General features: G+C 71.8%; 7 protein-coding genes. 4 read left to right on the top strand and 3 right to left on the bottom strand.

Features of this window, described 5'->3' with window-relative positions; translation table 11 throughout:
• Positions 1–51 precede the first annotated feature (51 nt).
• Both BJ998_RS34965 and BJ998_RS34960 read left to right on the top strand, forming a co-directional pair.
• Positions 52–1,350, top strand: a complete 1,299-nt coding sequence (locus BJ998_RS34965) for a sensor histidine kinase (RefSeq protein ID WP_184867576.1) — start codon at positions 52–54, stop codon at positions 1,348–1,350.
• Entirely contained in the window at positions 1,338–1,979 is a 642-nt protein-coding gene (locus BJ998_RS34960; protein WP_184867575.1) for a response regulator, read from the top strand. The genes BJ998_RS34965 and BJ998_RS34960 overlap by 13 nt, the downstream gene beginning before the upstream one ends.
• On the opposite strand, the gene BJ998_RS34955 is transcribed toward BJ998_RS34960, so the two are convergent.
• Genes BJ998_RS34955 through BJ998_RS34945 form a run of 3 tightly spaced genes read right to left on the bottom strand, consistent with a single transcriptional unit; the run spans position 1,976 to position 6,371 of the window.
• The gene (locus BJ998_RS34955) at positions 1,976–2,881 is read right to left on the bottom strand and encodes a TIGR03564 family F420-dependent LLM class oxidoreductase (RefSeq protein ID WP_184867574.1); all 906 of its coding nucleotides are present in this window, start codon (positions 2,879–2,881) and stop codon (positions 1,976–1,978) included. The two genes, BJ998_RS34960 and BJ998_RS34955, sit on opposite strands and share 4 nt — an antisense overlap.
• 14 nt (positions 2,882–2,895) lie before the next feature.
• Entirely contained in the window at positions 2,896–5,145 is a 2,250-nt protein-coding gene (locus BJ998_RS34950) for an AfsR/SARP family transcriptional regulator (RefSeq protein ID WP_184867573.1), read from the bottom strand.
• A complete protein-coding gene (locus BJ998_RS34945) occupies positions 5,133–6,371 on the bottom strand; it encodes a pyridoxal-dependent decarboxylase, exosortase A system-associated (RefSeq protein WP_184867572.1) in 1,239 nt (412 codons plus the stop codon). The genes BJ998_RS34950 and BJ998_RS34945 overlap by 13 nt, the downstream gene beginning before the upstream one ends.
• 273 nt (positions 6,372–6,644) lie before the next feature.
• Between BJ998_RS34945 and BJ998_RS34940 the strand changes: the two genes are divergently transcribed.
• Both BJ998_RS34940 and BJ998_RS34935 read left to right on the top strand, forming a co-directional pair.
• Positions 6,645–14,321 carry a type I polyketide synthase gene (locus tag BJ998_RS34940; protein WP_184867571.1) on the top strand — a complete coding sequence of 2,559 codons (7,677 nt, stop codon included), beginning with the start codon at positions 6,645–6,647 and terminating at the stop codon, positions 14,319–14,321.
• Between the two features lie 11 nt (positions 14,322–14,332).
• Positions 14,333–18,787: a type I polyketide synthase gene (locus BJ998_RS34935; RefSeq protein WP_184867570.1), complete on the top strand. Its 4,455-nt coding sequence runs from the start codon at positions 14,333–14,335 to the stop codon at positions 18,785–18,787.
• The last annotated feature ends 6 nt before the right edge of the window (positions 18,788–18,793 follow it).

Genomic DNA, 18,793 nt, shown 5'->3' with positions numbered 1-18,793 from the left:
CGGGTGCTGGTGACATGGCCGGGTCCGCCCGCGATCACTACCGTGGTCGCCATGTCACCCCTGGCCAGGCATCTGCTGCGCGCACCGTGGACGGCGCGGGCGTGGCGGGCGACCGCGCACCTGGCGGTGGGGCTCCCGCTGGGGCTGGTGAGCACGGCCGGCGTGGTCGCGCTGGCCGGACTGACGGTCGCCTGCGCGTCGCTGCTGGGCCCAGCGGTGATGGGGTTGCTGGTGCCGCCGCTGGAACCGCTGGCCACTGCGCGGCCGTGGACCTGGGTGCTGGTCATTCCCCTGTTCACGGCGCTGCTGTGGTGGACCGTCCCGTGCACGGCGATGCAGCGCCGGCGGTTCGCCGCGACGCTCCGCATGGGGATAATGCGTCCCCCGGCGCGGCGGCGCCTGCTGGGCCTGGCGGCGCAGTCGGCCACCTGGCGTCAGCTCACCTATCACCTGCTCGCCGGCGTTTTCGGCACCGTCGAGTTCGTCCTGGTCGCGGCGCTGTGGCTGGTCGGGCCGCCGCTGGCCGTGCAGCCGCTCTACATATGGTGGCTGCCGGGCCACGGCACGGTGACCACTGTGCTGCTGTCCACTGTGGTCGGCGCGGTGGGGTTCCACCTGGCGCCCTGGGCGGCGATCGGGTGTGCCCGGCTGGACTTCGAGATGGCGCTCTGGCTGCTCGGCCCGAGCCGCCGCCAGCAGCTCGCCGAGCTCTCCGCACGCATGCAGACGGTGGTCGACAGCCGCTCGGACGTCATCGCCTCCGCCGACGCCGAACGCCGACGCATCGAGCGTGACCTGCACGACGGCGCCCAGCAGCGGCTGGTCTCGCTCGCCATGAACCTCGGCATCGCCCGACTCGACCTCGACGGCGTGCCCGACCACGTGCGCAAGGCGATCGAGGACGCCCACGAGGAGGCCAAGCTGGCGCTCACCGAGCTGCGCGACCTCGTCCGCGGGCTGCATCCCGCCGTCCTCGACGAGCGGGGGCTGGACGCGGCGCTGTCCGGCATCTCCGCCCGGTCGCCCGTGCCCGTCACCCTGGCCGTCGACCTGCCCCACCGTCCGTCCAGGACAACCGAAGCCGTTGCCTACTTCGTCGTCTCGGAGGCCCTTGCCAATGCCGCGAAACACGCCCACGCGTCCCGAGTGGACATTCGGGTGAGCCACGACAGCGACGGCGTGGTCACCGTCGTCGTCTCCGACGACGGCCGCGGCGGCGCCCGGCTGGAGGACAGCACCGGCCTGCGTGGACTGGCGCAACGCGTCGGCTCCATCGACGGCTCGCTGCGTATCGACAGTCCGGTCGGGGCCGGCACCGTCCTCATCGCGGAGTTGCCATGCGTGTCGTGATCGCCGAGGACTCCGTGCTCCTGCGCGAGGGCCTGGTCCGCCTGCTCGAGGGCGCCGGCATGCAGGTCGTCGAGGCCGTCGGCGACGCCGACGAGCTGCTCCGCGCCGTCTCCGCCCACGAGCCCGACCTCGTGCTGCTCGACGTCCGTATGCCACCCACCCACACCGATGAGGGACTCCGTGCCGCACTCGTCATCCGCCGCCAGTGGCCCGCCATGGCGGTCCTCGTGCTCTCCCAGTATGTGGAGGAGCGCTATGCCAGCGAGCTCCTCGCCAACGAGACCAGCGGCGTCGGCTACCTGCTCAAGGACCGCGTCGCCGACGTCGGCGAGTTCCTCTCCGCGCTGCGCCGCGTCGCCGCCGGCGGCACCGCCCTCGACCCGGAGGCCGTCGCCCAGCTCCTGCTCCGCACGCGCAACGACCCCCTCACCCGGCTCAGCCCCCGCGAGCGCGAGGTCCTCCGCCTCATGGCCGAGGGCCGCTCCAACGCCGGCGTCGCCGACGCCCTCGTGATCAGCGAGAGCGCCGTCGCCAAGCACGTCAACAGCATCTTCAGCAAGCTCGACCTGCCGCCGGCCGACAACGACCACCGCCGGGTGCTGGCCGTCCTGCGCTTTCTGAAGGGCTAGAGCGAGCCGGCCAGCTGCCAGGTGCGGAGGCGGTCGGCGCTGGAGCGCATCCCGGACTGGATGAGGACGACGTCGGTGGCACCGGCGTCGAAGTAGCGGCGGATACCGGCGGCGACCTCGGCCTCGGAGCCGATGAGGGCGAGGTCGGCGGGGTGAGCGACGCCCTCGACGTCGAGGATCTGCCGGTAGGAGGGGATGTCGCCGTAGTAGCCGAGGCTGACGGCGGCGATGGCCCGGACGGCGTCGACGTCGTCGGTGACGACGGCGGGCACGGCGGCGACGATGCGGGGTTCGAAGGAGCCGTCGAAGGCGGGCACGATGTGCCGTTCGAGGGCACGGGGACCGGCGAGGAAGGGGATGGTGCCGTCGGCGAACTCGGCGGTGGCGCGAAGGGTCTGCGGAGCCATGGCGGCGACCAGCAGCTGCACGCCGTCGCCACCGGGGACGGCGGTGGGCAGCGACGGCCGGGCGACGACGGCGGAGCCGGCGAAGGAGACCTGCTCGCCGTCGAGGGCCTGGTTGAGCACCTCCAGGGACTCCCGGAGCAGCCGGATCGGCGGCGGGTAGTCGAGCCCGTACGCGGGTTCGAGCAGGCCGCGGACGCCGAGGCCGACGCCGAGGGTGAACCGGCCGGCGGTGGCGGCCTGGGCGGTCTGCGCGAGGGAGGCGATCACCAGCGGGTGCCGCGAGTACAGCGGCACGACGGCGGTGCCGACCTCGATGCCGGGCACCTCCCGCCCGGCCAGGGCGGCGAGACTGATGGCGTCGTGGTCGAAGATCTGGGTGAACCACACCGACGACAGCCCGGCGATGGCGGCCTCGCGGGTCTGCGCGATCAGCTCGTCGACGATGTTCTTGGCGTGCCCGGCGTCTCCGGCGGGCAGCACGGCTCCGATGGTCATACTGTCCTCCGTGGTCAGCCGGCGAGCGCCTGGCGCGGGGTGGTGGCCCAGTCGACGACGGCGAGGGAGCGCTCGGCGAGCTCCTGCCACCCGATCTCGCCGAGCCGGTCGAACATGCCCAGGGCCAGGCTGATCCGGGCGGACGCCTCGCCGTAGCGGTGTTCCCTCAGGTCGAGTTCGCCGAGCAGGTACTGCGTGGCGGCCTCGCCGAGCCGGTCGCCGGCGCGCAGCGCGGCCCGCAGGGCGCATTCGTTGCTGTCCCGCCAGTCGCCGAACATCCGTTGCGCGCCGGCAAGGTCCGCGATGGCGACGGCGAGGTTCCAGCAGTGCTCGACGGCGTCGATGGCGGCGGCGTGCCGGACCATGGCCAGCAGGGCGACGCGTTCCTGCGCGTACCACCCGGCCGGGTCGGTGAGCACGGCGTTCACCACGGAATCCGCCAGCGGCCACCGGGATGCGTCGCCGCGGGTGCCGAAGCCCTGCCGCAGCCGGGCCTCGTCGGTGAGAGCGAGCCAGGCGCCGAAGAGACGGGCCAGGTAGCCGTCGTTGTCCTGCGCGGCAAGGAGTTCGCGGGCGTGGATCCGGGCGAGCCGGTGCAGGCGATAGCGGGTCGCGATGCCGGCGCCGACCACGTCCACCAGTCGGGCGTCGACGAGCCCCTCCAACGCGTCGGCGGCCGTCACGGCGTCCAGGTCGAGCAGCGGGGCCGCCACCCAGGACGCGAAACTGACGGTGTCCAGCGAACCCAGCCGGGCGAACAACGTCCGCGACGCCGGCGACAGCCCGGCGAAGCTGCGCTGGAGGCTGGCCCGCACCTGCGGGTCCAGGCCGTTCCGAAACCGCGCGACGAGGTGCCCGAAGGTCCAATGTGGACGTGCGGCGAGCATGGATGCCGCCCCGCTCAAGGCCAGTTGCAGACCGCCGCACAGCTCGACGAGCTCGTTGGCCTCGGCCAGCTCCGCCCACACCCGGTCCCGCCCGACCATCGCCGCCAGCAGCGCGATGCCGCCCTGGCCGCCCAGCACGTCCAGCTCGAACACGGTCGACCCGGGCAGCGGGGCCGTGCGCGCACGGGTGGTCATGACCAGCCGGCTGGACGCGGTGCCCGGCACCAGCGACCGGATCTGCGCGAGATCGGTGGCGTCCTCGACGATGGTCAGCACTCGCCGGTCGGCGATCGCGCTGCGGTACAACGCGGCGCGGCCCTCGACATCGGCCGGGATCGCGGTGAAGCCCAGCGCCAGCAGGAACCGTTCGAGCACGTCCGCGATGTTCTCGGTCATGCGCGCGTACAGCTGCCCGTCCGGGAACTGCGCGGCCAGCCGGTGCGCCGCCTCGATGGCCACAGCGGACTTCCCGACGCCGCCACGCCCGGTGATCACGGCGACCAGCGGCCCGTGGTCGTCGGTCAGCTGTGCTTGAATGCCCGCCAGAGCAGCGCCGTTACCGGTGAAGTACGGGACCCGGGCCGGTAGCATCCGCGGCACGGAAACGCTTGCGGCGACGGGCTTCGACACCGGCTCGGCGTGGCCGTTGAGGATGTCCTGGTGCAGCCGCCGCAGCTCCTCGCCCGGTTCGAGGCCGAGTTCGTCCACAAAGGTCTGTCGCACGGTCCGGTACGCCGTCAGGGCCTCGACGCGGCGGCCGCAGCGGTGCAGCGCGGTCATCAGCTGGCCGACGAAGCGCTCCCGCAGCGGGAACTCCTCGACCATGGTGGAGATCTCACCGACGATCTCGTGGTGCAGGCCCAGCTGCAGCTCGGCGTCGAAGCAGTCCTCGAACGCCTCGACCCGCCGCTCGGCGATGCGAACCTGGTTGGCGCGCACCATGGTGCTGTCGACGCCGGTCAGCGGCTCCCCCCGCCACAGCGCCAGCGCCGAGCGGAACGCCTCCCGTGCGGCATCGGGCCGACACGCCGCCAGCTCGGCGCGACCCCGGCTGACCAGGTCCTCGAACACGTGCAGATCGAGCTCGGCAGGGGCCAGTTCGATCGTGTAACCGAGGCCGCGCACCCGGATCCGCTCGCCGACGCCGGCGGTGACGAACAGCCGGCGCAGCGCGGAGATGCTGGTCTGGATCTGCGCCCGCGCGGTGGCCGGCGGCGTGCTGCCCCACAGCGCGTCGAGCAGGCTCTCCAGCGGCACCACCCGGTTGGCGTTGAGCAGCAGCATGGCCAGCACCACCTGCTGGCGGCGGGCGGTCACCCGCACGGAATTGACCTGGAGCAGGCCGAGCAGCCTGAAGCAAGGAGCTAACGTCTGCACTTGTTCTCCCCCAGAGAGTGTGCTTTTCCGCCGACGAGCACCTCGCGCGGCGGCGGGTGGCCGAGGAACGCGGTCGGGCTGGCGGTCAGCCCGTACGCCCCGGCCTGAAAGATCGCGATCAGGTCGCCGACCTCGGCCCGCGCCAGCTCGACCTTGTCCCCCAACAGGTCCAGCGGCGTACAGAGGCAGCCGACGACGGTGACAGTCTCCACGGTGGACTCGGATGTGGCTGTTGCCAGCGGATAGTTGCGCCGGATCTTCTGGCCGAAGTTGCCGGACGCGGCGAGCTGGTGGTGCAGACCGCCGTCCACGACCAGGAACGTGGTGCCCCGCGAGTGTTTCCGGTCCACCACCCGGGTCACGTAGACGCCGGCCTCGCCGACGAGGTAGCGGCCGAGCTCGATCACCACCCGCGCGTCGGGCAACTGGCGCAGTGAGGTGTCGGCCAGCTTGGCCAGGTTCTCCCCGATCGGCGCGAGATCGAGGGCGGTGTCGCGGGCCGAGTACGGGATCCCGAAGCCGCCGCCCAGGTTGACGTAGCGAACGGGCGCCGGCGCCACCTCGGCCAGCCGCAGCACCAGGTCGACGGTCGCGCGCTGGGCCTCGCAGATGCTGTCGGCGCGCAGGTTCTGCGAGCCGGCGAACACGTGGAAGCCGTAGAAGTCCAGGTCACCGAGCTGCGCCAACACCGCCGGCACCTGCTCGGCGTCGATGCCGAACTGCTGTGCGCCGCCGCCGAGCGTCATGCCGGCGCCGCGCACCGAGAAGTCGGGGTTCACCCGCAACGCCACCCGCGCCCGGATGCCGAGTCGCTCGCTGACGTCCCGTACGCGAGCGAGCTCGGTGATCGACTCCAGCTCGACGGTCACGCCCGCGGCGACGGCCTGGACCAGCTCGTCGGTCGTCTTGCCGGGGCCGGCGAAGCTGATCCGGTCGGCCGGCATCGTGGTGTCCAGGGCCAGCTGCAGCTCGCCCGCGGAGGCGACGTCGAAGCCGTCCACCTCGGCGCTCATGTGGTGCAGCACGGCCGGCATCGGGTTGGCCTTGACCGCGTAGCTCAGCGAGATCTCCGCCGGCAGCGCGGCCCGCACCTCGGCGACGCGCCCGCTGAGCAGGTCGCGGTCGTACGCGAAGAACGGCGTGCCGCCCACACGGGCCGCGAGCCGGTCCACCGGCACGCCGCCCACCGTCAGCACACCGTCCACCCGGGGGAACGTGTTCGACATGGCACCCCTCGATCGCTTGCCGACTCAACTTCCGGTCGAACTCTGTCAAGTGGGGGCCCGTACCCACATGGGTAGGCGGTACCCATATTCGCCGGGGCAGGGTGGGGGAAGCGCAGTGTTGACGTGACGGCACGGTGTCCGCTATTTCGCGCGTGAGCACTCGCTGTCCACTAGTTGCCGGCCTTTTCCTGCCGCCGCGACCGCCTTGCCCGCCGCATTCCGCGCACCGCACGATCGGCAGCGAATTTCCCCCCTCGTGACGGCGGTGAGCGAATGACTGGCATGGCTGCGAACGAGCCGATCGCCGTGGTCGGAATCGCGTGCCGGCTGCCGGGCGCGGCCGACCCGGAGCAGTTCTGGCGGCTGCTCGACGCCGGCACGGATGCGATCACCGAGCCGCCGGACGGCCGCTGGCCCGGCGTGACGGAGTTCCGCCGTGGCGGTTTCATCGCCGACGTGGACCGTTTCGACGCCGCTTTCTTCGGCATTTCGCCGAACGAGGCGGCGGCAATGGATCCGCAGCAGCGGCTCGTGCTGGAACTGTCGTGGGAGGCGTTGGAGAACGCCCGGATCGCGCCCGATTCGCTGCGCGGCGAAGCCGCCGGCGTCGTGATCGGAGCCATCAACGGCGACTACGCGCTCCTGCACTCCCAGGTGGGGGCCGGCCCCCATTCCCTCACCGGCACCCACCGCAGCCTCATCGCCAACCGCGTCTCGTACCTGCTCGGGCTGACCGGCCCCAGCCTCGCGGTGGACAGCGGCCAGTCGTCTTCGCTCGTCGCCGTGCAGGTCGCGTGCGAGCAGCTGCGCCGCGGTTCGTGCTCGCTGGCCCTGGCCGGCGGCGTCAACCTGAACCTGCTGCCCGAGGGCACCGACACCGTCGCCGAGTTCGGGGCCCTGTCCCCCGATGGCCGCTGCCACACCTTCGATGCCCGCGCCAACGGCTATGTCCGTGGCGAGGGCGGGGCCGTCATCGTCCTCAAGCCGCTGCCCAATGCGGTCGCCGACGGCGACCGGATCCACGCCGTCATCCTCGGCGGCGCCGTCAACAACGACGGCGGCGGCGACGGGCTGACCGTGCCCCATGGGGAGGCCCAGCAGGAGGTCATCCGCCTCGCCCACGCTCAAGCCGGCGTTACGCCGGCCGAGGTCGGATACGTGGAGTTGCACGGCACCGGCACCCGCGTCGGCGACCCCATCGAGGCCCGTGCCCTCGGCGCTGTGTTGTTGGCGGATCGGAAGCTGCTGGTCGGCTCCGTGAAGACCAACATCGGGCACCTGGAGGGCGCGGCCGGGATTGCCGGGCTGCTCAAGGTGATCCTCTCCGTGCGCAACGGTGTCCTGCCGGCCAGCCTGAACTTCGAGACGCCGAACCCGGACATTCCGTTCGGCGAGCTGAACCTGGATGTGGTGCGGGAGAAGCAGGCGTGGCCGCAGGGTCGGCGGGTCGCGGGTGTGAGCTCGTTCGGCGTGGGCGGGACCAACTGCCACTTGGTGGTGGCGGAGGGGCCTCGCGAAGAGCACCCGGTCGCCGAGGTGGACGGCCCCATCATCATCACCGCGCGCTCCCCGCAGGCCCTTCGCGCCCAAGCGCAAGCGCTTTCGTCCATTGTGGACGGCAATGTCGCGTACTCGCTCCTGCACACCCGGACCCAGTTCGAGCACCGAGCGGTGGTTTTCGGCGAGCTGACGACGCTGGAGTCGGAAGACGTCGTGGTGGGCAAGGTTTCGCCGGGTTCGACCGCCTTTGTCTTCCCCGGGCAGGGCGGGCAATGGGTGGAGATGGCGCAGGCGTTGCTCGACGAGTCGCCGGTGTTCACGAGCCGGCTGGAGGAGTGCGCGGCGGCGTTGGAGCCGTTCGTCGACTTCGACGTGCTGGAGGTGCTTCGTAACGCGGGTGATCTGAGCCGGGTGGATGTGGTGCAGCCGGCGCTGTGGGCGGTGATGGTGTCGCTGGCGGCGGTGTGGCGCGCCAACGGAGTCACCCCGGATGTGGTGCTCGGGCACTCGCAGGGCGAAGTCGCCGCGGCAACGGCGATCGGGGCGTTGTCGCTGGAAGACGGGGCGCGGGTGATCGCGCTGCGGAGCAGGATCGCGGGGAGGTTGACCGGCGGCGGCATGATGTCGGTGGGCGCGTCGGCGTCGGTGGTGGGCAAGGTGCTGCCGCCGGGGGTGACGATCGCCGCCGTGAACGGCCCGAGGTCGGTTGTCCTGGCCGGTCCGGCGGACGAGTTGGCCGGGGTGCAGGAGAAGCTGGTCGACGTCCGGACGAAGATCGTGCCGGCGGCGTACGCGTCCCACTCCCCCGCGGTTGACGTGCTCAGGGACGAGTTGCTGCCGCTGTTCGCGGCGGTCCGTCCACAAGCGACCGACGTCACGTTCATCTCCACGGTCACCGGTGAACCCCTGGACACCAGGGAACTCGACGCCGAGTACTGGTTCGCCAACCTGCGACAGCCGGTCCGGTTCATCGACGCGACGCGGCGGGCCCTCGCCGACGGCGTCGGCCGGTTCATCGAGTGCAGCCCGCACCCGTTGCTGCTCAACAGCATCGACGAGACGGCGGACGAGGCCGGCCACGAGGTCGCGGTGATCGGCACGCTCCGTCGCGACGAGGGCGGCACCGAGCGGATCCGCCGGGCGCTGGCCGAGGCGTACGTCGGCGGCGCGCCGGTGGACTGGGCGATCAAGGGCCGCAAGGTCGACCTGCCGACGTACCGGTTCCAGCGGGAACGCCACTGGTACGGCGAAGTCGCCGCGGCGCAAACGGTTGCGCCGACGGGTGATCTGCGGGAGACGGTCCTCGCCGCGGTCGCGAACGTTTTGGGACACAAGGACGCGTCGGGGATCGACGTGACACGTCCGTTCAAGGAACTCGGGTTCGACTCGAACTCGCTGATGCGCCTCCGCGCCCAGCTCTCGGCACAGACTGGGCGGAAGCTGCCGACCTCGCTGCTCTACGACTATCCGAACCCTCAGCGGGTGGTCGAGGCGCTGCGCGCGGCCGGCGAGCCGGAAGGGATGGCGGGCGAACCGGCCACTGTCGCGCGGCGGCAGGTGGCCGGCGAGCCCGGCAACCCGGCGCACCAGCAGGTGTCGGTGCCGGCACAAGCGCCGGGGTCGGACCCGATTGCCGTGATCGCGATGGGCTGCCGCTACCCCGGCGGGGCCAACTCGCCGGAGGAGTTCTGGCGGCTCATCGCATCCGGCGAAGATGCCGTCACGCCGCTGCCGTCGAACCGCGGCTGGGACCTGGACGCGTTGTTCGACGGCGCGTGCGTGACGCGCAACGGCGGATTCCTGCACGACGCCGACACATTCGACGCCGCCTTCTTCGGGCTCAGCCCGCGCGAGGCGCTGGCCATGGAGCCGCAGCAGCGGCTGATGCTGGAAGTCTCGTGGGAGGCGTTGGAACGCGCCGGCATCGACCCCGCCGACCTGCGCGGCTCGTCCACCGGCGTGTTCGTCGGCGCGATGGCCATGGACTACGGCCCGCGCCTGCACCAGCCGACCGGCGTCGTCGACGGCCACCTCATGACTGGCACCGCCCTGAGCGTCGCCTCCGGCCGCATCGCGTACACCTTCGGCCTCAACGGCCCCGCGCTGACGATCGACACCGCCTGCTCGTCGTCGCTGGTGGCGATCCAGCTGGCCGTGGAGTCGTTGCGGCGCGGGGAATGCTCGCTGGCGCTGGCCGGCGGCGCGACGCTGATGGCCAACCCCGGCAACCTCGTCGAGTTCACCCGCCAGAACGGCCTGTCCGTCGACGGCCGGGCCAAGGCATTCTCCGAGGACGCCGACGGCACTTCGTTCTCGGAGGGCGCCGGCGTCCTCCTGCTGGAACGCCTGTCCGACGCCGAGCGCAACGGCCACCAGGTGCTGGCCGTCATCCGGGGAATCGCCGTCAATCAGGACGGTGCCAGCAACGGCCTGACCGCGCCGAACGGCCTTGCGCAGCAGCAGGTGATCCGCAAGGCGCTGGCCGACGCCGGTCTGTCCACTGCGGACGTTGACGTGGTCGAGGCGCACGGCACCGGCACCGCTCTCGGCGACCCCATCGAGGCGCACGCCATTCTCGCCACCTACGGCCAGAACCGCCCCGCCGACCGCCCGGTCTGGCTCGGCTCGGTGAAGTCCAACATCGGCCACGCCCAGGCCGCCGCCGGTGTCGCCGGCGTGATCAAGATGGTGCTGGCGATGCGGCACGGCGTGTTGCCGCGGACCCTGCACGTCGACCGGCCGACGTCCAAAGTGGAGTGGGAGTCGGGGAACGGCCGGGTGCTGACCGAGGCCCAGCAGTGGCCCGCTGGCCCGCGGCGGGCAGCGGTGTCGAGCTTCGGCATCTCCGGCACGAACGCGCACGTCATCGTGGAGGGAGTTGAGCCGGCCCGGCCCGCATCGGTCGACGGTCCCCTGCTCTGGGTGATCTCCGCACGGAGCGAGAAGTCGCTCCGCACGCAGGGCTCAAGGCTGGCCGCCTTCGCCGAGACCGGCGACCTCCAGGCAGCGGCCAAGGTGCTGGCGCGCAAGCCCTCCTTCGCCCATCGAGCCGTGGTGCTGGCGTCCTCCCGTGACGAGCTGCGGGAGGCGCTCCGGGCATTGGCCGACGGCGAGCCGCATCCGGCGCTGGTCACCGGGGAGGCGACCGGCGAGGTCACGCCGGTGTTCGTCTTCCCTGGTCAGGGGGCGCAGTGGGTGGGCATGGCGGTGGAGTTGCTGCGTGCGAACGAGACGTTCGCGCAGGAGCTCAAGCGCTGCGCTGAGGCGCTCGAACCACACACGGGATGGTCGGTGATCGACGTCCTGACGGAGGGAACGCCTTCGCTGGAAGGCACCGATGTCGTGCAGCCCGTGTTGTTCGCGCTGATGGTGGCCCTGGCGAAGCTGTGGCGGTCGATCGGCGTCGAGCCGGCGGCGGTCGTCGGGCACTCCCAGGGTGAGATCGCCGCGGCGGCCGTGGCCGGGGCGCTGACGCTGACCGATTCCGCCAAGATCAGCGCCCTGCGCGGCCAGATCGTCGGGGCGCTCGACGGCACGGGCGGCGTGCTGGCGGTCGGGCTGCCGGCGAACGAGGTTCGCGAGCGGATCGCTCCCTGGCCGGGCCAGCTGTGGGTGGCCGTGGACAACGGCCCGTCCGCCACGGTGATCGCCGGCGACCTCGACGCGATCGACGAATTCGTCGCCGCCCAGGGCGATGACGTGCAGCTTCGCCGCACACCCGTCGCCTACGCGGCGCACACCCCGCACGTCGAGGCCGTCCGCGACGAGCTGCTGCGGCAGATCGGCAGCCTCCAACCGGCCGAGGCGACTACCAAGATCTGCTCCACCTGCTACGGCGAGTTCATCCCCGGCACGGCGATGACCCCCGACTACTGGTACCGCAACCTGGCCGACCCGGTCGGCTTCGACACCGCGGTGCGGGCCTTCCGCGACCACCGGCGGCCGCTGTTCATCGAGGTCAGCCCGCATCCGATCCTGGCAGGCGCCGTCCGGGAGATCCTCGCCGACGAGGGCGTGGACGGCACGGCCGTGGGCACGTTGCGCCGCAACGAGGGTGGCCAGCACCAGTTCCTGATCGCCGCCGCCACCGCGTACACGCTGGGCGCGCCGGTGGACTGGCCGAAGATCGTCGGACCGGTGACCGAGCACGTCGATCTCCCCACGTACGCCTTCGACCGGCAGCGATTCTGGCTGCACAACGCCGAAAGCGGCAGCCACCCGTTGCTCGCCGAGGCCGTCCCGGTCGCGGACACCGGCGGCCGGCTGCTGACCGGCAAGGTGTCGCGGCACAGCGCCCCCTGGGTGGTCGATCACGCCGTCAACGGCACGGTCCTGTTGCCCGGCACTGCCTTCGTCGACCTCGCACTGACCGCCGCCGACGGCGACCAGATCGAGGACCTGACCCTGCACGCCCCGCTCGTCCTCCCCGCGACCGGCGCCGTCCAGCTCCAGGTCACGGTCGGCGGCGAGGAGAACGGCCGGCGGTCGCTGGCCATCCACTCCCGCACCGACGGCGACTGGGTCAAGCACGCGTCCGGCTTCCTCGCCGACGGCCCCCGCGTCGCCGGCCGGCTGCACACCTGGCCGACCGGCACGCCGATCGACCTCACCGACGCCTACGACCGGCTGGCGGCCAGCGGATACGAGTACGGGCCGGCGTTCCAGGGCCTGCGGAGCGCCTGGCGTGACGGGGACGATCTTCTCGTCGAGGTGGAAGTCCCCGATGCCGGCGACTTCACCGTGCACCCTGCCCTGCTGGACGCCGCCCTGCACATCCTCGTGCTCGACGCCGACGAGTTGCAGCTGCCGTTCGCCTGGTCCGGCGTGTGGTTCACGGGCCGCGGCGCGGACAAGCTCCGTGTTCGCCTGAGCAACGGATCCCTTGCTCTCTATGACGAATCCGGCACGCAGATCGGCGGCGTCGAGTCGCTGACCCTGGCGCCGGCCCCGAAGGGCGGCGTCGCGACGGCGGAGCTGTACCGGGTCGACTGGGTCGAGGCCGAGCCAACCGGCACGGCGTCGCTGACCGTTGCCCAGCCGAGCGACCTCGCCGGCGTGCTGGCCCAGGTGCAGCAGTGGGTGGAGAAGGACACCGACGAGCGGCTGGTGTTCCTCGCCGATCCGTCCACACTGGACGGCGCCAAGATCTGGGGGCTGGTCCGTTCGGCGCAGTCGGAGCACCCCGGCCGGTTCGTGCTGGCCGACTGCGCGGAGGACGAGGTCCCGACCACCGACGAGCCGCAGTTCGCCGTCCGGGACGGCAAGTTCCTGGTGCCACGAATCGTCCGGCACGCCAACTCCGAGTCCACTCAGGACCTCGGCGACGGAACCGTGCTGATCACCGGCGGCACGAGCGGCCTCGGCGCACTGGTCGCCCGGCACCTGGCTTCCCAGGGCATCACGGACCTGCTGCTGGTGTCCCGGCGCGGCGGCACAACGGATCTGCCCGGCGAGGTCGTGGCCTGCGACGTCTCCGACCGCGCCCAACTGTCCGAGCTGATCAAGGGTCGGCGCATCACCGCCGTGATCCACGCGGCCGGTGTCCTCGACGACGCGACCGTCACGGAGCTGACGCCCGAGAAGCTCGACGCGGTGCTCAAGCCCAAGGCCGACGCGGCCTGGCTCCTGCACGAACTGATCCCGGACCTCAAGGCGTTCGTGCTGTTCTCCTCGGTCGCCGGCGTGCTCGGCAACCCCGGCCAGGGCAACTACGCCGCTGCCAACAGCTACCTTGACGCGCTTGCGGCGCACCGACAGAGCCTTGGCCTGCCGGCGACGTCGATCGCCTGGGGCCTGTGGGCGCTGCCGACCACGATGACCGCGCACGTGGACAAGGTCGCCTGGGTGGCGCCGCTGAGCGTGCAACAGGGGCTGGACATCTTCGACGCGGCCATCCGCGAGCCGAACGCCCAACTCGTGGCGGCGCGCTGGCGCCGCGACGGCGACGACGTGCCGGCCGTGCTGCGCACCATCTTCAAGCCGCGCCGAACCGTCACGGTCGAGGCCGCGCCGACGCGGTTCGACACCGACTCGATCTTCCGGCTGGTCCGGGACAAGGTCGCCGTGGCGCTCGGGCACCGCTCCGCCGCCACGGTCGATCCGGACAAGCCGCTCCGGGAACAGGGTCTCGACTCGCTCACCTCGGTCGAGCTGCGCAACAAGCTCGGCGCGGAGACGGGCCTGCGGCTGCCGGCGTCGCTGGTGTTCAACCACCCCACGGTGACCAAGCTGGCCGAGTACCTGGCCGGCGAGCTGGTGCCGGCCGAGCCGTCGCCCGAGGACCTGCTGCACGAGGCGCTCGGCCGGATCGAACTGTCCACACTGGACGAGGACGGCCGCGACCGGTTGGCCGCTGTGCTGCAGGAGACGCTGCAGACCCTCGTCCCGGAGACCGGCCTTGATCTCTCCTCCGACGAGGAGATCTTCGCCTTCATCGACACACAGCTGTGAAAGGGATTGCTATGGCCGGCGAGGACAAGCTCCGGGAGTATCTCAAGCGGGTCACCGTGGACCTGGCGAACGCGCGCCGCCGGCTGGCGGAGGCCGACGCGAGGGAGCACGAGCCCGTCGCCGTCATCGGCATGTCCTGCCGCTTCCCCGACGCGCCGGACGTGGCGTCCTACTGGGACCTGCTGCGCGCGGGCCGGGCGGCGGAGATCACCGACTTCCCGCCCGGGCGGTTCGACCACGACCCGAACGCCGAGGACAACACCCTGTACCAGCCCAAGACCGGGGCCTTCCTGCCCGATGTCGCCGGCTGGGACGCGGAGTTCTTCGGCTTCCCGCCGCGCGAGGCGTTGCGCATGGACCCGCAGCAGCGGCTGCTGATGGAGCTGGCGTGGGAGGCGATGGAGGACGCCGGCACGCCACCGAAAACGCTTGCGGGCAGCCGAACCGGTGTGCTGCTGGGCTTCTCCGACGCATTCCAGTATGGACAGTTGGAGCACGACCGCGAGGGCGACGACGTCTACACCGACCCGTACATGGGCCAGGGCAGCCTCGGCAGCGTCGTCGCCGGCCGCATCGCGTACCACTTCGACCTGCACGGGCCGACGTTCTCGCTGGACACCGCCTGCTCGTCGTCGCTGGTCGCCGTGCACCTGGCCGTGCAGGCGCTGCGCAACAACGAGTGCGACTACGTGCTCGTCGGCGGCGGATACCTTGCCCTGCACGAGTTCCTGTACATCTACAGCTGCTCCAACGCGCTGCTGGCCGACCGCTGCAACACCTTCGACGCGGGCGCCAACGGCTACATGATGGGTGAGGGCGGCGGCATGGTGCTGCTGACCCGGCTGGCCGACGCGGAGCGCAACGGGCACCGGGTGCGGGCCGTCATCCGCGGCTCGGCGGTCAACCAGGACGGCCGCAGCAACGGCCTGACCGCCCCGAACCGCAGCGCGCAGGTGGACGTCATTCGCCGGGCCCACGCGGCCGCGCGGGTCTCCCCCGACGACGTGGCGTTCGTCGAGGCGCACGGTTCGGGCACCGCGCTGGGGGACGAGATCGAACTCGGCGCACTGAACGACGTGTTCGGGAAGCGCGAAGCCCCGTTGCATGTCGGCGCCGTCAAGACCAATGTCGGCCACACGCATACTGCCGCCGGGATCGCCGGCCTGATCAAGACCGTCCTCGTCCTCGAGAACGGTGTGGTGCCGCCGAACCTGAACATGAGCGAGCCGGCCGAGGCGGTCGTGGCCAGCGACGCGGTGCGGCCGGCGACGGAACTCACCGAGCTGCCGGGTGGGGCGATCGCGGGAGTCAGCTCCTTCGGCTGGTCGGGCACGAACGCCCACGTCATCCTCGAAGCGGTCGACCCCAAGCCGGCAGCCGAGGTCGAAGGCTTGGCGCTGCTGCCCGTGTCGGCGGCCTCGCAAGAGGCTCTCCGGAACCGGCTCAACGCGCTGAGCAGCACAACGGCCGATCTCGGGGACCTCGCTCACACGCTGCAAACCGGGCGTACGCATCACGAGTACCGCCGGGCGATCGTGGCCACCGACACCGCGGATGCCAAGGCTCGATTCACGACCGCCGAGCCGGCGGTCCGGGCCAACCACGAGAAGCCGAAGGTGGCGTTCCTGCTGCCGGGCGTCGGCGACCAGTACCGCGGCCTCGGAAAGGCGCTCTACCAGCAGGAGCCGGTGTTCGCCCGAGCCGTCGACGAGTGCCTGGCGATCGCTGAGGACCGGTGCGGGGTGAACCTCCGTGAGGTGTTCTTCGCGGAGCCGCCGGCGGAGGTGCAGGTGCCGTCGCTGTTCGGCGGCGGCCCCTCGGACGACGTGATGGACCACGCGGAGATCGCGCACCCGTTCCTGTTCACGGTCGAATACGCGCTGGCCCGGCTGTTGGACCACCGCGGCGTCAAGCCGGATCTGCTGGTCGGCTACAGCCTCGGCGAGTACGTGGCCGCCTGCATCGCCGGCGTGTTCACGCTGTCGGACGCGCTGTGGGTGGTCACCGAGCGGGCCAGGCTGATCGAGTCGGCGCCGGCGGGCCGGATGCTCGCGGCGGCGGCCGGACCCGAACAGCTCGGGGACCTGCCGGTGGACATCGCGGCGTTGAACGGCCCGCAGATGACCGTCCTCAGTGGATCGCCGGCCGACATCGACGCTGTCTCGCAACAACTGCGAGCCAACGGGATCGCCAACCGCACGCTGCGCAGCGCGCACCCGTTCCACTCCACGCTGCTGCAGCCGATGCAGGACAAACTGGCGGCGCTGATCGCCACCGTTGAGCGCCGAGCCCCCAGCATCACGATCATCTCCAACGCCACCGGGACGGTGTTGACCGAGGCGCAGGCGACGGATCCGCAGTACTGGGCGGATCACCTGTGCCAGCCGGTGCGGTTCGCCGAGAGTGTCCAGAACTTCGTCGCCGACGCGTACGTGGAGCTCGGCCCCGGGCAGACGCTCGGCGGCCTGGTGCGGCAGAACACCACCGCCCGCCCGACGGTCCTCGGCACGCTGCCGGCCCCGTGGCCGGCGGTCGACCGGCCGGAGGAGAACGTCAGCGTCCTGGAGACGTGCGGCCGGCTCTGGGAGATCGGCGTCGACCTCGACTGGGCGGCGCTGAACCGCGGCGGCCGACTCGTGTCGCTGCCGCCGTACCCGTTCCAGCGCACCCGATACTGGCCGCAGGCCACCGAAAAGTCGGCGGCCACGACCAACGGCCTGCTCTACAGCCCCGTCTGGCGCACCGACCCGACCCGCCCCGAGCTGGGCGAACTCGCCGGCACGCTGGTCGTGTTCGCCGACGACTCCGGCATCGGCGGCCGGCTCGCGGACATCGCGGAAGCCGCCGGCATGCGCGTCGTCGAGGTCGCGCCCGGCACCGGTCGCCGCCGGGACGGGCGGCGCGTGGTGATCGACCCGACCGTGCCGGAGCTGTACCGAGAGATCCTCAACGCGGACGGCCCGGTCCAGGTCGTGCACCTGTGGAGCCTGCTCGCCGACTCCCCGGACAGCGCGATCGCCCACGGCTTCGACACGCTGCTGCTGGCGGTGCAGGCGCTTGCCGGCACCGCCAAGGAGCACGGCGTCCGGCTGCTGACGGTCAGCGACGGGTCGGCGGAGATCGTCGGCGGCGATACGCCCACCCCGTATCGGTCCATCGTGCACGGCCTCGGCCGCGGCGTCCGCGCCGAGTACCCGGGCCTGAGCTGGCGCGGCATCGACCTCGCGCCGGACTCCGACCCGCTGGAGTCGGCCCAGAGGCTGGCCGAGGAACTCCGGCGCGGGCCTTGGTCGTACGAGGACGCGGCCGCGGAGCCGGCGCTGATCGGCTGGCGCAACGGCCGCCGCTGGCTCAAGGGGTACGCGGAGATCACGCCGTCCGGCGACCCCGGCTGGGACGGCACGTACCTGGTCACCGGCGGCACGCGGGGCCTGGGGCTCCGGCTGGCCAAGCACCTCGCCGGCCACGGCGTCCGCAGGTTGGCGCTGGTCAGCCGCAGTGGCGACGCCGTCGACGGCATCGACGCCGAGGTCCTGGTGATCAAGGCCGATGTCGGCGACCCCGAGCAGTTCCGTGCGGCAATCACGCAGGCCCGGGAGCACTTCGGATCGCTGGACGGCATCGTGCACGCGGCCGGCGTCCCGGGCAGCGGCCTCGCCCAGCGGCAGACCCTCGACGAGGCGCATGCCGTGCTGGCGCCGAAGGTCCACGCCCTGGAGCCGATCGCCGAGCTGATCGCCTCCGACACGCCGCCGCGCAAGGTGATCCTCTACTCAAGCGTGTCGACGGTGCTCGGCGGCCTCGGCGAGGGCGACTACTGCGCCGCGAACACCGTGCTCGACGCCTACGGCACCGCACTGGCGTCCACTTCGGACACACAGGTCGTCACGGTCACCTGGGGACACTGGCAGTACGACGCATGGCAGGACGGCAGCGAAGCCATCGCCGATCGCGCCGCCTACCGCCGGCGCAACGGATTCAGCGACGCCGCCGGGCTCGCGATGCTGGACCGGATCGTCGGCGGCGTGCACGGCACGGTGGTCGCGATGCGCCAGCAACTCCCGGCGGCGCAACGGGAATGGACCGCGCTGAGCAACCTCGCCGACCTGGTCGAGACCGCCTCCGCGCCCGAGTCGACCCGGTTCCCGAGGCCGCCGCTGCGCACCGACTACGCCCCGCCGCGCACGGAACTCGAGACGACCATCGCCGAGATCTGGGGCGAGTTCCTCGGCATCGACCGGATCGGCGTGCACGACCCGTTCTTCGACCTCGGCGGGACGTCGCTGGTCGGGATGGCGATGGTGACCGCCATCGAGAAGGTCGTCGGCCGGCCGATCGCCCCCGCCGTGCTGTTCGCGCACCCGACGGTCGCGGCGTTCGCCACCGAGCTGACGGCCACTGACCAGCCCAAACCGGTGGTCGGGGCGTCGCGGGGCGAGCGCCGGCGGCGGGCGAGGCAGAGGTGAGGAAGA

Source organism: Kutzneria kofuensis (assembly GCF_014203355.1).
Lineage (GTDB): Bacteria > Actinomycetota > Actinomycetes > Mycobacteriales > Pseudonocardiaceae > Kutzneria > Kutzneria kofuensis.
Note: the sequence above shows the minus strand (reverse complement) of the source record. Positions and strands in the feature narration are given on the sequence as shown.

Bases quoted from the DNA above. Each gene is read 5' to 3' on its own strand.
- BJ998_RS34965 (WP_184867576.1), top strand. From the start codon at position 52: ATGTCACCCCTGGCCAGGCATCTGCTGCGCGCACCGTGGACGGCGCGG.
- BJ998_RS34960 (WP_184867575.1), top strand. From the start codon at position 1,338: ATGCGTGTCGTGATCGCCGAGGACTCCGTGCTCCTGCGCGAGGGCCTG.
- BJ998_RS34955 (WP_184867574.1), bottom strand. From the start codon at position 2,881: ATGACCATCGGAGCCGTGCTGCCCGCCGGAGACGCCGGGCACGCCAAG.
- BJ998_RS34945 (WP_184867572.1), bottom strand. From the start codon at position 6,371: ATGTCGAACACGTTCCCCCGGGTGGACGGTGTGCTGACGGTGGGCGGC.
- BJ998_RS34940 (WP_184867571.1), top strand. From the start codon at position 6,645: ATGACTGGCATGGCTGCGAACGAGCCGATCGCCGTGGTCGGAATCGCG.
- BJ998_RS34935 (WP_184867570.1), top strand. From the start codon at position 14,333: ATGGCCGGCGAGGACAAGCTCCGGGAGTATCTCAAGCGGGTCACCGTG.